General features: G+C 56.1%; 13 protein-coding genes. 3 read left to right on the top strand and 10 right to left on the bottom strand.

The window, feature by feature from the left end; translation table 11 throughout:
- Nucleotides 1–19 precede the first annotated feature (19 nt).
- From FC75_RS03515 to recX, 4 genes are all read right to left on the bottom strand, one after another.
- Nucleotides 20–655 (bottom strand): sugar O-acetyltransferase, encoded by a 636-nt coding sequence (locus FC75_RS03515; protein WP_054665719.1) that lies wholly within the window; start codon nt 653–655, stop codon nt 20–22.
- Nucleotides 642–1157, bottom strand: a complete 516-nt coding sequence (locus tag FC75_RS03510; protein ID WP_054665723.1) for a hypothetical protein — start codon at nt 1155–1157, stop codon at nt 642–644. Before FC75_RS03510 ends, FC75_RS03515 begins: the two co-directional genes overlap by 14 nt.
- 276 nt (nt 1158–1433) lie before the next feature.
- Entirely contained in the window at nt 1434–1970 is a 537-nt protein-coding gene (gene ntdP, locus FC75_RS03505) for a nucleoside tri-diphosphate phosphatase (RefSeq protein WP_056989137.1), read from the bottom strand.
- A 74-nt stretch (nt 1971–2044) separates the two neighbouring features.
- Nucleotides 2045–2842 carry a recombination regulator RecX gene (gene recX / locus FC75_RS03500; protein ID WP_056989136.1) on the bottom strand — a complete coding sequence of 266 codons (798 nt, stop codon included), beginning with the start codon at nt 2840–2842 and terminating at the stop codon, nt 2045–2047.
- A gap of 87 nt (nt 2843–2929) precedes the next feature.
- Between recX and FC75_RS03495 the strand changes: the two genes are divergently transcribed.
- Complete coding sequence (locus FC75_RS03495) at nt 2930–4450, top strand: helix-turn-helix domain-containing protein (protein ID WP_056989135.1); 1521 nt, start codon at nt 2930–2932, stop codon at nt 4448–4450.
- 6 nt (nt 4451–4456) lie between these two features.
- Here the strand turns inward: FC75_RS03495 and FC75_RS12630 are convergent, their stop codons facing one another.
- Together FC75_RS12630 and FC75_RS03490 are read right to left on the bottom strand one after the other, a co-directional pair.
- On the bottom strand, nt 4457–4630 hold the full coding sequence (locus FC75_RS12630) for a hypothetical protein (protein ID WP_156314461.1): 174 nt from the start codon (nt 4628–4630) through the stop codon (nt 4457–4459).
- 9 nt (nt 4631–4639) lie between these two features.
- On the bottom strand, nt 4640–5017 hold the full coding sequence (locus FC75_RS03490) for a hypothetical protein (protein ID WP_054665704.1): 378 nt from the start codon (nt 5015–5017) through the stop codon (nt 4640–4642).
- 83 nt (nt 5018–5100) lie between these two features.
- Here FC75_RS03490 and rlmD point away from each other — a divergent pair, with 83 nt between their 5' ends.
- Both rlmD and FC75_RS03480 read left to right on the top strand, forming a co-directional pair.
- Complete coding sequence (gene rlmD / locus FC75_RS03485; protein ID WP_054665700.1) at nt 5101–6468, top strand: 23S rRNA (uracil(1939)-C(5))-methyltransferase RlmD; 1368 nt, start codon at nt 5101–5103, stop codon at nt 6466–6468.
- Nucleotides 6469–6480: 12 nt separating this feature from the next.
- Nucleotides 6481–6957 (top strand): nucleoside 2-deoxyribosyltransferase, encoded by a 477-nt coding sequence (locus FC75_RS03480; protein WP_054665697.1) that lies wholly within the window; start codon nt 6481–6483, stop codon nt 6955–6957.
- Between the two features lie 62 nt (nt 6958–7019).
- On the opposite strand, the gene glf is transcribed toward FC75_RS03480, so the two are convergent.
- The 4 genes from glf to FC75_RS03460 form a co-directional block, all read right to left on the bottom strand.
- The gene (gene glf / locus FC75_RS03475; protein WP_054665693.1) at nt 7020–8129 is read right to left on the bottom strand and encodes a UDP-galactopyranose mutase; all 1110 of its coding nucleotides are present in this window, start codon (nt 8127–8129) and stop codon (nt 7020–7022) included.
- A 166-nt stretch (nt 8130–8295) separates the two neighbouring features.
- The gene (locus FC75_RS03470) at nt 8296–8850 is read right to left on the bottom strand and encodes a hypothetical protein (protein ID WP_054665690.1); all 555 of its coding nucleotides are present in this window, start codon (nt 8848–8850) and stop codon (nt 8296–8298) included.
- 23 nt (nt 8851–8873) lie between these two features.
- The gene (locus FC75_RS03465) at nt 8874–11204 is read right to left on the bottom strand and encodes a C39 family peptidase (RefSeq protein WP_156403572.1); all 2331 of its coding nucleotides are present in this window, start codon (nt 11202–11204) and stop codon (nt 8874–8876) included.
- 43 nt (nt 11205–11247) lie between these two features.
- A partial coding sequence (locus tag FC75_RS03460) for a C39 family peptidase (RefSeq protein ID WP_235808694.1) occupies nt 11248–13383 on the bottom strand: 2136 nt, incomplete at its 5' end.

The following is a 13383-nucleotide window of genomic DNA, read 5'->3' as shown; positions in this document are numbered from 1 at the left end:
TGCACCTCCAGCGACCGGATCAGTTGGCCTGTTCGAGCGCTTTCATATCGGCCAGATAAGCCTGCTGCTTTGCCGTCCACAACTCAGTATCAGCGGCAGTCAGTGGGCGCAGGACGCGCGCCGGATTGCCGACAACGACCACGCCATCAGGCACATCCTTGGTCACAATCGCGCCAGCGCCGACGACCACGTTGCTGCCGATCGTCACCCCTGGCAGCACGATGCAGCCGCCGCCGAACCAGACGTTGTCCCCAATCGTGATCGGCTTGGCATACTCCAATCCCGAATTGCGCACGTCTGCATCTAACGGGTGCGCCGGCGTGAGCAAGCTGACGCGCGGCCCGAGCATGACGTTGTCGCCGATTGTAATCGGCGCCACGTCCAGCAGAATGGAATCGTAGTTGGCGTAAAAGTCTTTACCGATGCTGATGTGACTGCCGTAGTCGACCTGCAAGCGCGGCTCGATATAGCCGCCTTCGCCAAAGGCCTTAAACAGCTGCTTGAGGATCGTGCGCCGGCCGGTCTGATCGGCCACACTGATGCGATTGAACGATTCCGTCAGCAGGCGGCTGCGCATGCGCGCCTCATGCAGGTCCTTGGCGCTGGCGTCGTATAACTGCCCGCTGAGCATTCTGTCGTGATCAATCAAACTCATCGTAGCCCTCCATTTGATTCTTGTTGATGTAAAGCAGATACCGCACCTGATTCACCTTGCCGTCAACCACTGGGTAAGACTCCAGAAAATACGGATTGTCCGTTTGCCCAATGTGCTCGGGAATCGTGAAGCCGGCCTTTTCCAACATCTCAAACCCCTTGTTGACGGTAGTTTGGACCGGCAGTTGGTTCAAGATCCCATTGACTGGGCCTTGCGCCTTGCCGACCGTGCCGGCCGGCAGCGGGACGACTTCCAGGCCTTTCGGCGCCTTGACCCCAACCGGGGTCAGGCTGCCGATCCAGTACTGAAAATTGCCGTACGGTGAAAATACGACCAAGTACGTTCGGTTGGGCTGGTCGCACAAACCGTCCAGCTGGTCAAAGTAGCCGGCCGCCTCAAAGTCCTGCCAGGCCGGGTAAAAGGTGCCCATCTGGTCGCTGCTTTCCGTCGTGTAGACGCGGCCAACAAACTGGCCGGCAGGCTGATCAATCAGTTCTGTCATGTTTTTTCCTCCATCGCTGTGCAAAGGCTGAGTAAAACCGTCAGTCCTGACACCTTAACTGGGTTCGGATCAGCAACGTGCCAGTGTCTAGCAAGGGCACTAAGTTCGCTGGTCCTGACACCTTAATTGGGTTCGAACTGACAGCGCCCGAGTGTCTAGCCAGGCCCACCACGCTCCCACTTATGCGGGTTCGCGGTGGGCCAACCTAGCCATCGGGCTAAAACCGTCAGTCCTCACACCTTACAAAAACAGCGCGAGGGTCACTCGCGCCGAAGCTTACACCCGGTGAGACAGTTGCAAGTACCGGTTGTACCACAAATCCACATAAGCCGCCGAAAACGGCCCTTTGCCATGGTTGATCCAATCGACAAGCACGCGCACATTGGCCTTTAGAATACGGTCAGTGGTTGGCGGGTATTGCCATTTGCGGCTGTGCGCCTCGTATTCATCCACGTCGAGCAGACGCTTCTCCCCGTCTGGGAAGACCTTTACGTCCAAGTCGTAGTCGATGTATTTGAGCGCCTCCTGATCCAACACGGAAGGGCTGGCGAGGTTGCAATAATACGACACCCCGCCTTCCCTGATCATTGCGATCACGTTGAACCAATAATGTTTATGAAAATACACGATCGCCGGCTCGCGGGTCAGCCATCGTCTGCCATCGGATTCGGTCACCAAAGTGTGATCGTTACAACCGATAATTGCGTCTTCGCTGGTCTTGAGAACCATGGTGTCTCGCCATGTGCGGTGCAAACTCCCATCGTGCTTGTAGCTCTGAATGGCGACATAATCGCCTTCCTTTGGGATTCGCATTGATTGTCCAGCTTTCAGCATTATCTTTTTGTCGGTTTAAGTATACCAGAAACCCCAAGCTGGCACTAGGCCCCCTACTGCTCCTCCTCAAGCGTCGCCAGCACTGCATCGATGGCGTCGTAGTCAAACCCCTTGCGCACCAGTGCCTGCTTGACCCGGTTGCGCCGGTCGTAACCGGCGTACTTGCGCTTCAGGCGCCACTGCTTTGCCGCCTCACGCGTCAGCAGATCAGCTTCCTGCTCACGGTCGGGCTCAAGCGCTAGGGCCGCAAGCGCACTGCTCGCCACCTCGCCTTCAAACCCCTTCTGCATCAGCGCCAAGCGAATCTTGGTCTGCCGGTCCTTGAACGGCTTGTGCAAGGTGCGCCGGGCCGCCTTTTTGGCCACGCGCGCCGCCACGGTCTGCCACTGCTCAGGCGCGACCTTGGCAACCGCCTGCGCCGCAAGGTCGGGGTGCACCCCTTTCTCCCGAAGCCGGGCTTCGACCTGCCGCGGCCCGCGCTCGCCCATCGCCAGGTTGTCGCGCACTAAGATGTCCGCGTACTGGGCGTCATCGAGCAGGCGAATTGCCTTCAGGTGATCGGTGACCTGCTTGACCACGGCCTCAGGGACTTCATCCTGACGCAGCCGGTCGCGCACTTCGTGGACCGTGCGCGGCTGGTGGCTGATGTAATTGAGCGCCGTGGCGTTGGCCACCGAGGCCACCTCGGCGTCCTTGATGGTCGTCACGTCCTCCGGCGACAGTTCGAGGCCCTTCAGCAGCCGGTATTTCACCAGCGTGCCCTCGCTGACGGGGAAAGCGTACTTGCCGTCGAGAAACAGGTTGTACCGCCCCCGCCGCTTCTGGGCAGTGATTTTTGTGATTGTTTGCATCTCGCGGCCTCCTCAAAAGAATTATTCTCTATAATAATATGGTAAAATATGGTTTAATAAAAGGGCGTGAATAAAGGGGTGAGCAGCGTGTTCGAAGACCATTTTTTTGATAAGCGGACCTCGACGACTTACCAAGTCTTCCGCCTGATGAAGGCGCACGCGGAAAATAACTTCACCATCAACCGCCTCACTCAGGAATCAGGTTTGACCTATTCCCAAACTTATAACGCTAATCAGGAAATCATGGCCGACCTGCAGCAGATGTACCCGAGCAAAAAACAGCCAAACGGCAACGCGTCTTTCACAATCCTAGTAGGCCAGCTGACCGTTGATGAGTATCGCTTCCACCTGCTGAACCAGTCGATGGCGTTCCGCTTTTTTGACTATGTCTTCCGCACGCCTGCTCCCAATGTCCACCACTTCTGCGCCAGTGCCGACATCAGCATTTCCACGCTGCGTCGCCGCATCGCACCCTTTCGCCGCTACATGGCAAGCAAAGGCGTCCACCTTGACGCGAGCACTTGGGCCCCAGATGGCCCGGAGACGCAGATTCGCATCCTGATTCTCACGTTTTACCTTCTGGCTTACCGCGGGGTCGGCTGGCCGTTTTCCGAGGAAGCGTTCGATACTGCCCGGCGCGATTTTGATTTGCTCAACCAACCGCAGCAAGGCGCGGTATACAATGCCACGGCCGTGCCAAACAAGCAGGACGTCATGGTGCTGGCGATTCAGGCAATGCGGATCGCAGGTGGTCACCTCATCCGGCCGGCTGAGCAACTGCCGACGCTGTTTAGCGCCAGCGATAATGCCGCTAAGGTCTTTGCCCCTAGCCGGTTTCCAGCGCTTTCTGAGCCGGCGCTGGAATGTGAACGGAACTACTATGATTTCTGCCGCATGCATTACGTTTCCATGCGCGAGACCTTGAACGGCCAGGATCAGCTCATTTTGGACCGCCTCGCCACGCCAGACACGCCGATTCACAACTTTGCGCAAGGCCTGATGGACTTCCTGCTTGCCGCCTGCGACCCGCAATCTGCCGAGGCCAAGCCAGAAAAGCACACTGTACTGCTCGCCAACCTGCACCGTATTGCGTTTTCATACCTGACACTGCACGGAACGTTTGCCATGCGGTTGGATTTTCTCAACCCGCAAGTTCAAGAGGCGGCAAACGGCCGACTGCCCACGCTGATCCGGCAGTATTTCGATCAGCTGGAGCCGGCAGCCGTCGGCGAGTTAGCCGGTGATTACGACGCGATGTACCAGCAGCTTTACGCCGTCATCGCCCCAGACTTTCCGGAGCTAAACAACGACCACCAGCTCAAAGTTGCGGTCATTGTGGACGAAGGGACCTTCATGAGTCGCGACCTGTTCACGTTCCTGAAAGGCCTGCACTTTGTGAAAATCGTCCCACCAGACGCGAGCAAGCTGCCGGATGTAATCATCACGACGCTCAACACGTCTGGTGTCCTCTCCCGCTACTATACCGAAGCGCGCCTGGCCAAGGTCCGCGTGATCAACTGGCAGCTGGCCCCGGCGCAAAGCGACTTTTTCAATCTAATGGACACCCTGTATGCCGTCAGGCTGCAGGTAGTGGCCAAAAAGGACTGAGCGCACTCAGTCCTTTTTATTTGGCCGCGGGCGCACGGCAATTTTGGCTAGAATCAGCACCACCACTGCCACCAGCAGCAAGATCAACACCACCGCGTTGTTCAGCAGGTACCCGACAATGCCGAAGACCAGGAGCACCACCAGCACGGCAAGAAAACCATTTCCATTCAGAAATTTCATTTCCCGCTCCTACCGATGAACCGGCACGGCCCGGTAGCCATTAAAGTAGTTGACCGCTTCAAAAATGATCAGCGCGACCACCACCAGAATTGTCAGCACGGTGTTGGAAATCGTCTTGAAATACCACACCGCGGCAATCAGCACGACCAGCGCGATCATGTAGGCGTACACCAGGTTGCGGTTCGGCTCGAGCACAAAGCTCGCTTCCGGCGACTGAAATTCCAGCTGGTGCGTGCGTGAATAGTGGCCCACCTTAAAGGTGACGGTGTCGCCGCGCCGGACCGGTAGCGTCAAGGTGGTGCCAGTCATCAGCTCCTGGACCTCACCGTTGTGGGTGATATAGGCAATCGTTTTCTTCGAAGAATTTGACTCTAATCTGATTTTCACGGTTGTTTCCTCCTGTAAGGATTATACCCGAGTTGGTGCAGCCGTGCCATCTTCGCTATAATACGGGCAAAAGGAAGTGCCTCATGGAAAATACAGTGCAAGGCGGGACTCGCTTCCCGTTGACGATCAAGCGACTGGACATCAACGGCCGCGGGATCGGCTATTACAAACGCAAAATCACCTTTGTCGAAGGTGCGCTGCCCGGCGAGGTCGTCGTCGCGCAGGTGTCGGCCGTGCACGACCGGTACCTCGAGGCCATCACCCACCGCGTGAAAAAGGCCTCGCCCGACCGCGTGCAGCCGGCCGAACCGCTTTACGGTAAAATCGGCGGCGTCGAGCTCAACCACCTGGCCTACCCGGCGCAGCTCCTTTTCAAGCGCGATGTGGTCGCGCAGAGCCTGGCCAAGTTCAAACCGGCCGGCTGGCAGCATTACGAGCTGCGGCCCACCATCGGCGCCGCCGACCCGACGCATTACCGCAACAAGGCGCAGTTCCCGGTCCGCGTCATCGATGGCCACGTCCGCGCCGGCTTGTACGCACCGCATTCGCACCACCTCGTGCCGCTAACCGATTTTCTCACCCAGCGGCCGCTCACCATGCAAGTGGTTCAGGGCTTGTGCCAGCTGCTGGAAGATTTGGCGGTGCCGATTTACGACGAGCAAAAGGGGTCTGGGATCGTAAAAACGCTGGTGGTCCGCGAATCTGCCGCCACCGGTGAGGTCCAGGTCACCTTCGTCACCAATTCGCCCAAGCTCCCACACAAGCCGCAGCTGCTCGCCGGTATTTCGGCTCAGCTGCCTGCTGTGGTGTCGGTGTCGCAGAACATCAACCCCGGTGAGACCTCGCTGATCTGGGGGCCGGAAACGCATTTGCTGGCGGGCCAGCCATACATCACCGAGCGCTTGCTCGGCCACAACTTCGAGGTGTCGCCGCAGGCCTTCTTGCAGCTGAACCCGGCGCAAACTGAGGTGCTGTACACCCAGGCGCTCCAGGCGCTGGCCCTGCACCCTGGGGCGAAACTGGTGGACGCGTACGCTGGCATCGGCACCATCGGCATCAGCTTGGCCAAGGCGGCCGGCGAGGTGCGCGGCATGGAGATCATCCCCGCCGCCGTGGCAGACGCCAACCGCAACGCCGAGCTGAACGAGGCCACCAACGTGCATTACACACTTGGCACCGCCGAGGCGCTGTTCCCCCAGTGGCTACTACAGGGCTTTCAGCCTGACGCCGTGATCGTCGACCCGCCGCGCGCCGGCCTGGAGCAGCCGTTCATCGACGCGCTCCTCAAGGCCCGGCCGCAGCAGTTCGTGTACATTTCCTGCAACCCGTCCACGCTGGCCCGTGACCTGGTGCCGCTGGCCCGCGCTTATCAGGTCGACTACATCCAGTCCGTCGACATGTTCCCGCAAACGGCGCGCTGCGAAGCCGTTGTCAAGTTCACTCGCAAGTAAGGAGAGACCGTCATGAAAATCTATTTTGCTAACGCATTGTTCAGCGAGGCTGACTTTGCCTTCAACGCGCAGCTGGTCGAAAAGCTCCGCAAAGCCGCGCCCAGCCTAGACATCTACCTGCCGCAGGAAAACGCGAGCATCAACGACAAGAATGCCTATGCGGATTCCAAGATGATTGCCCAAGCCGACACTGAGAAGGTCCTGGCGGCCGACCTCATGATCGCCGTCCTCGACGGTCCCACCATTGACGTCGGGGTGGCCACCGAAATCGGCGTGGCGTACGCCAAGCACATCCCCATCCTGGGCCTGTACACCGACTCCCGCCGGCTGGGCGCCACCAACCAGCAGAAGCTGGCGGCGCTGCAGGACGTGGCGGAAAACCAGTTCCACTACCTCAACCTTTACACCATCGGCCTGATCAAGCTGAACGGCGCGGTGTTCACCAACTCGGCCGACCTGATCCAGGCAGTGTTGAAGCGCGCGCAATAAAGATTTTACGAAAAGGGGGCGTTCCAGCTCAGACAGCCGGAACGCCTCCTTTTGCGGCCTCATTACTTGTCGAAGTGCGCGAGAAACTGCAGCGCCGCGGCAATGACTTGGTCCATGTTGTAGTAACGGTACATCCCCAGCCGCCCGCCAAAGGTAATCTGCGGGAAGTTGGCCGTCGCAAAGCTCCGGTACTGCGTGAACAGGTGGTCATTTTCGCTGTTGTTGACCGGGTAGTACGGTTCGACCCCTCGCGACCAGTTTTGCGGGTATTCATGCGTGATCACCGTCTTGCCCTTGTTGCCGGCACCGAACTCGAACCACTTGTGCTCGATGATCCGGGTGAAGGCCGTGTCGCCATCCGTGTAGTTGATAACCGCATTGCCCTGGTAATTGTCCTGATCGAGCACCTGCGTGTCAAAGCGCAGGCTGCGATACTCCAGTGCGCCAAAGCGGTAATCAAAGAACTCGTCGATCATCCCCGTGTAGATGATCCGGTCGTAATCGTGCAGATAAGCGTCCTTGTTGGCCAAAAAGTCGGTGTTGAGCTGCACGGTCACGTTCGGGTGATCGAGCATTTTGTCCACGATCTGCGTGTACCCACCGATGGGAATGCCCTGATACGGGTCGTTGAAGTAGTTGTTGTCAAACGTGAACCGCACCGGCAACCGGCGAATGATGAAGCTCGGCAGCGCCTTGGGGTCGCGGCCCCACTGCTTGGCGGTGTAGTCCTTGATCAGCTTCGTGTAAATATCCGTGCCGACCAGCGAAATGGCCTGCTCCTCCAGGTTCTCGGGCTTTTTGCCGTGCAGGACCGCGCGCTGGGCCTCGATTTTAGCCTGCGCCTCGGCCGGGGTGATCACGCCCCACATTTTGTTGAATGTGTTCATGTTGAACGGCAGGTTGTAAAGCTCGCCTTTGTAGTTGGCAACGACCTCGTTGGTGTAGCGATTGAAGTCCGCAAACTGGTGGACGTAATCCCAGACCTGCTTGCTGGTGGTGTGAAAAATATGCGCGCCGTACTGGTGCACCTGAATGCCTTCAACTTCTTTGGTGTAAATGTTGCCGGCAATGTGGTCACGCTTATCGATCACGGTAATGTCGTCGCCGCGCTTGGCCAACTCATTGGCACTCACCGCGCCGAACAACCCGGCCCCAACAATTAAAATCTTCATGATGTCTCATCTACCTCTGTTATTCTTTCAAGAACCAATATAACACAGCCATTAACAAAGCCATGCACAGGTCACTAACTCTTAGGCATGCATAGTAGTTCTGCCGCCAATTCACAATCAAAAAAGCCGACACTGTTGTCGGCTCAATTAAAAAGTCCGGAGTAAGTTACTGAACTTCCTCATCAATATCTTGTTGCGAAATCACATCATTCACGACCTCAGTGCTGTCGGGATTTTTCAATACTACCTTGAGCACAACCCCTGGCTGAGTTTTGCGAGCCTGATTAATGGCGGGTAACAACGCTTTGACCAAAACCGTCTTCAGTGCTGATTTATCGGTGTTCTTATCCAGCGCTTTTGCCAGGGTCATCGTGTAAACGACCGTACTATCACCTTTTGCAGTCGCCGTAATGTCGGAGTATGTCCCCCCTGCATTCGCCTTGACCTGATCCAACTGCTGAGGGGCGGCTTTTGCCACACTGGCAACTGCAGATGAACCAGCGGCACTGCTGGAAGAACTCGCGCTCGAGGATTGTTTGCTGGTGGCCTTTGTTGCCGCCGACTTACTTTCAGCCTTTTTCTGCCGGGCCTTTTTCACTTGACTGCTCTTCTGGGTCTCCTTCGTAGGCGCTTGGCTGTCCTGATGCACGAACCAAGCAGCCCCCGCAATGATGACCACCACAGCTATGACCCAGATCGCGATTTTACTTGAACGTTTCATGAGTGATCCTTTCCGTTGCCTTTTCATTTGGCAATATAAACCGTCGCGGCAGACGCGCCCTCATCGTGATTGCCCTGGAGCCAGGACAGCCGCTTCCAAATATCGGTAAGGGACTTACGGCCACTGTATATCAGGCCACTCCATGGATCGTGAACGGTGGTGTAACCATTGGCATAACCGGTCAATGCCACAATGTGGCGGTAAGTACCAAAGTCCAAACATACCGATGCCGGATAACCCTTCGCCAAATAGCTTGCCAGCTCGGCCTGCGATCCCATGACCTTCCAACTCAAATTCCAGTGATCAGCATCTCGCGTCAAATCGGACTGAAGAGAGCCCGCACCGTCGCGATCAAAAGTACCATGCGCATGAGCGTAATCTGCCGTCATTTTAGGCGTCACGTTTTGACCGAAACCAGAAATGATCATGGCCATCGTGGCTTGACCGCAGCCAGTCTTGCCGAGCGTCCAGCGTTCGTATTTGACATTCGCCCACCGCTTATCAAGCTGACTATAATACTTCAGACTAAAGGTCTTGGTCGGCTGCAGCGTGTGGTCATCCACATACCTCAAACTCCCGCCGAGCGGCTGCCAGTTTGACCAAGGTGTGGTGGCTTTGGCGTTGATGTACCCAACCCACTTCTTGCCATCATACAGTGAATAATATAGCGACCCATTGACGTGCCGATACATACCCGTAGCGGAGAATACCTGATTTTTCATTGTGGTACTGGAGCCGGCCTGACTGGTAAAAAAGCCGTGCCAAACCGGATAGCCTGAGTGGGTTAGCTGCACCTTGCCAGAATGGCTCATCCAGGCGCCTTGCGGAGAATCGCTCACCGCACCGTTGGCAGCGTTGAGGTAACCAAGCCATGAGCCATCCGCCTGATAGAGCGAATAGTACGTCGCGCCATTAAAGGCTTTGTACTGACCGCGTACTTCAAAAGTCTGCTGATAGACTGCTGAAGTACTTTGGCTTGCCCCAAAAAAGCTGTGCCAAATCGGCTGATTCTTCTTCGTTGTGGTCAGATAAGCGTCCTTGGGGAGCCAACTACCGGTTTGTTTAGCCACGATTTTGACCTTAGCGGCGTCGACGTATCCTTGCCACTGGTTTTTGGCATCATACAGCGAAACCAAGGTCTGGCCCGCAAACGTTGTGTACTGACCGGTCACTTGGTAGGTGGCCGTGCCCATTTCTGCAGCGGTCTTCTTCTGGTTGCTCAATGAAAAGTCACTGTAGGTTGGCGTATCTTGGTCCACAGTGACATACCCGCTGGCCCGCCGCCAACTCCCTTGCGGCCCTGCCGCAACAGTGACATCGCTGGCCTTGGCATAGCCGACAAGCTGACCTTGGTGATTTTCAAGAATCAAGACCTCGGTCCCGTCAATCGCCTCATACTTACCGGTGGCATGGTACGTTTTGCCGTACGCACTGCCCCCTGTCGCCTGCTGCGTCAGTTGTGGGTCCTGCCATAACTTCGCCGTCTTAGCAGTAAAGGTCACGTAACGATCATCGGAGATTTTGGGGCCGAGCGGGTCACTCACCTCTTCGAGAGCATTCGCATTCATGTACCCCAGCCAATGACCGCCAGCGTCGTACAGTGAATCATACACACTGCCATTGCTGTGATAATATTGCCCTTTGACGCGCAATGCCGCCCCATTTTTCACGCGCAAATAGTTGCTAAAGCCAAAACTCTTCCAAATCTGGTACCCAGCGTGAGTGACCCGCACCCAACCGGTTTTCGGTTGAAACACCCCTTGTGGCTGAGAGGTGAGCTTGACGCTGCTTTCCGGCACATAGCCAAGCCAGCCCCCATTGGCCCGATACAAGGATTCATAGCGCGTCCCATCGAACCAGTGGTACTCACCTGTGACCCTGAAAGTCTGGTGCAGCACCGTGTCACTAGTGGCTTCGGCCTGCCCGTTGAAATCCTGATAAATCGGCTGACCCGAGCTCATTAAAGTGGCGTACCCCTGTGCGCTCAACCACGCACCCTGTTGGCCGCCGTTTGCGCCAACCCGGACGGAAGCCTGATTGAGATAGCCATGCCACCGGCCGGCAGCGTCGTATAGACTCAAGTAAACACTGCCGTTTTGGTGGTGGTACTGGCCCTTGGCCAAGAAGGTGTGGCCATACAGCGCGTCACCATTTTCCCGCTTAGTCCAGCCGAAACTACTCCAACTCACCGCATTTTTCGCGGTCACAGTCACGTACCGGCCATCTGCAATGAATGGGCCCTGAGCCGACGCCAGCACCGACGTCGGCGGGGCAGTGACCACCCCGCTCCCAGCAAAACCAATCGCACTTGCTGCGGTTAAAGCCAGCACTATTGCATGAATTCGATTACCCAATTGATTACTCCTCACCCAAAAATTTCAAAAAAGTGTCATTTTCTTACTTGCCAATGTAAACGACAGCTGCGGAAGCCCCCATATTCGTATTATCCGATTTCCATGACAGCATGCTCCAAACCTGCGACAGCGAATGGCGCCCGCTGAACAGAAGACCGCTCCACGGATCATGAACCGTTGTCGTCCCATTCGAGTAACCGGTCAGCACCACGATATGGCGCACCCCACCGCTCAGGTTCAAGCAAACCGTTGCCGGATATCCTTTTTGCAGGTAACTCTGCAACTGGCTGCGAGAGCTCATCACCTGCCACTTGACCCCGTAATGGTCAGCTACTTTGGTCAGATCCGATTCAGCGGAACCGACCTCACCTGGGGTATCAAAGGTCCCGTAACGATGCGAGTAATCAGCAGCCTGGCTGGGGGTGATCTTGTGACCAAAGCCGGAAACAATCATGGCGATTGAGGCCTGACCACATCCCGTTTTACCAAAATTGATTCCGCCATAACTCTTGCCTGCCCAGCGGCCATCCAACTGGCTGTAGTAAACCAGCGAAAAGTTTTTCGTGTACTTAGCCTTCGTCTGATCGTAGTACTTCAAGACACCGTTAACCGAGTACCAGCCACTCTTTTTCGTGGGCGTGGTCGCCGCGGCATTGACGTACCCGATCCAGGTCTTGCCACTATACAGCGAATAGTACACGGAACCATTGAAATGATGGTACTCGCCTGTCGCCGAATACTGCTTGTTGTGCAATTTCGTCGTCGTGTTGACCTGATTGGTGAAGAATCCTTTCCAAATCGGGTACCCGGTATGACTCAGCGTGACCTTCCCGCTGTGCGCCATCCAGGCCCCTTGAGGCCCAGAGGCAAAAGCGCCATTGTTGGCATTGATGTAGCCCAGCCAGCCGCCATTGGCTGCATAAAGTGAATAGTATGTGGCCCCAGTGTATGCGTGATACTGGCCCTTGATCTGATAAGTCGATTGATAATGCGAAGACGTACTCTGACTGGAACCAAAAAAACTGCGCCAAATTGGTTCGCCTTTTTTGGTGGTCGTAAAGTAGCCGGTTTTACTGATCCAAGAACCCGTTTGACTGGCAACCAGCTTGACCTTGCGACTATCGATATAGCCCAGCCACTGCTTATTGGCGTAAACGGAATAAAGAACGCGCCCGTCAAACGTATGATACTGGCCGGTCACTTTGTACGTATTGCCAGCGACCGTACTGCCCGCCGTTTTGACCTGACTCAGGTCAAAGTCACTGGACAATGTGTTCTCACCGTTTAACGTGACGTAGCCGCTGGCACCCAGCCACACACCCTGAGGCCCGTTCGCCTTGGCAACACTTTTGGCACTAACAATGCCCACCAGCTGATCTTGGCTGTCGTGCAAAACTAGGTAGGTATTCCCGTTAACGTGTTGATACTCACCCACCACGTGGTACGTGTGCTGATAAAGCGCGTCGGCACTGTCACTCTTTGTGAACTGCGTGTCTTGGAAGACCTGGGCGTTTTTGTCAGTGACGGTCACGTAACGGTCAGCTGCCTTCATCTGGCCGATTGGATCGGCTATCGGAGTCACCGCCTTGGCGTTCACATAACCAAGCCAGTGCCCATCGGCATCGTATACAGAATCATAAATCGAGCCGTTCACGTGGTGATAAACGCCTTTAACTTCGACAACTTGGTTCGCCGCCGCCTTAGTGTAATGAGTAAAGGCAAAGCTCTTCCAGATCTGGTAGCCCGGATGCGCCACAGACACCCATTCTGTGTGGGCCTGAAACGGCCCCTGCGCGTTGGTCCCCTGGGTAAAGCTGCCAGCAGCCATGTAGCCTACCCACTTGCCCGTCCCATCGTAAAGTGAGACATACACAGTGCCGTCAAACCAGTGGTACGCGCCAGTGATCTTGAAAGTCTGACCCAGGTACTGATCACTTGTCGTGGCGGCTTGTTCATCAAAACCTTGATAGATTGGCTGGCCTGCTTGCGTCAGCGTGGCATAGCCGCTGTCAGCCAGCCACCCGCCTTGAGGGCCAGCCGCGATGCTCACCGAATTAGCGTTAATGTAGCCATGCCAGGCTCCATCGGCATCGTAGAGGGAGAGATAAGTGCGCCCATTTTGATCCTCAATTTTCAAGTCAAGTGCAACGATGATAACGAATCCTTGATAGTGGTCTAG

This window comes from Lacticaseibacillus camelliae DSM 22697 = JCM 13995 (assembly GCF_001436615.1).
GTDB classification, from domain to species: domain Bacteria; phylum Bacillota; class Bacilli; order Lactobacillales; family Lactobacillaceae; genus Lacticaseibacillus; species Lacticaseibacillus camelliae.
Note: the sequence above shows the minus strand (reverse complement) of the source record. Positions and strands in the feature narration are given on the sequence as shown.

Bases quoted from the DNA above. Each gene is read 5' to 3' on its own strand.
- recX (WP_056989136.1), bottom strand. From the start codon at position 2,842: ATGCAAACAATCACAAAAATCACTGCCCAGAAGCGGCGGGGGCGGTAC.
- rlmD (WP_054665700.1), top strand. From the start codon at position 5,101: ATGGAAAATACAGTGCAAGGCGGGACTCGCTTCCCGTTGACGATCAAG.
- FC75_RS03470 (WP_054665690.1), bottom strand. From the start codon at position 8,850: ATGAAACGTTCAAGTAAAATCGCGATCTGGGTCATAGCTGTGGTGGTC.
- FC75_RS03515 (WP_054665719.1), bottom strand. From the start codon at position 655: ATGAGTTTGATTGATCACGACAGAATGCTCAGCGGGCAGTTATACGAC.
- glf (WP_054665693.1), bottom strand. From the start codon at position 8,129: ATGAAGATTTTAATTGTTGGGGCCGGGTTGTTCGGCGCGGTGAGTGCC.
- FC75_RS03480 (WP_054665697.1), top strand. From the start codon at position 6,481: ATGAAAATCTATTTTGCTAACGCATTGTTCAGCGAGGCTGACTTTGCC.
- FC75_RS03510 (WP_054665723.1), bottom strand. From the start codon at position 1,157: ATGACAGAACTGATTGATCAGCCTGCCGGCCAGTTTGTTGGCCGCGTC.
- FC75_RS12630 (WP_156314461.1), bottom strand. From the start codon at position 4,630: ATGAAATTTCTGAATGGAAATGGTTTTCTTGCCGTGCTGGTGGTGCTC.
- ntdP (WP_056989137.1), bottom strand. From the start codon at position 1,970: ATGCGAATCCCAAAGGAAGGCGATTATGTCGCCATTCAGAGCTACAAG.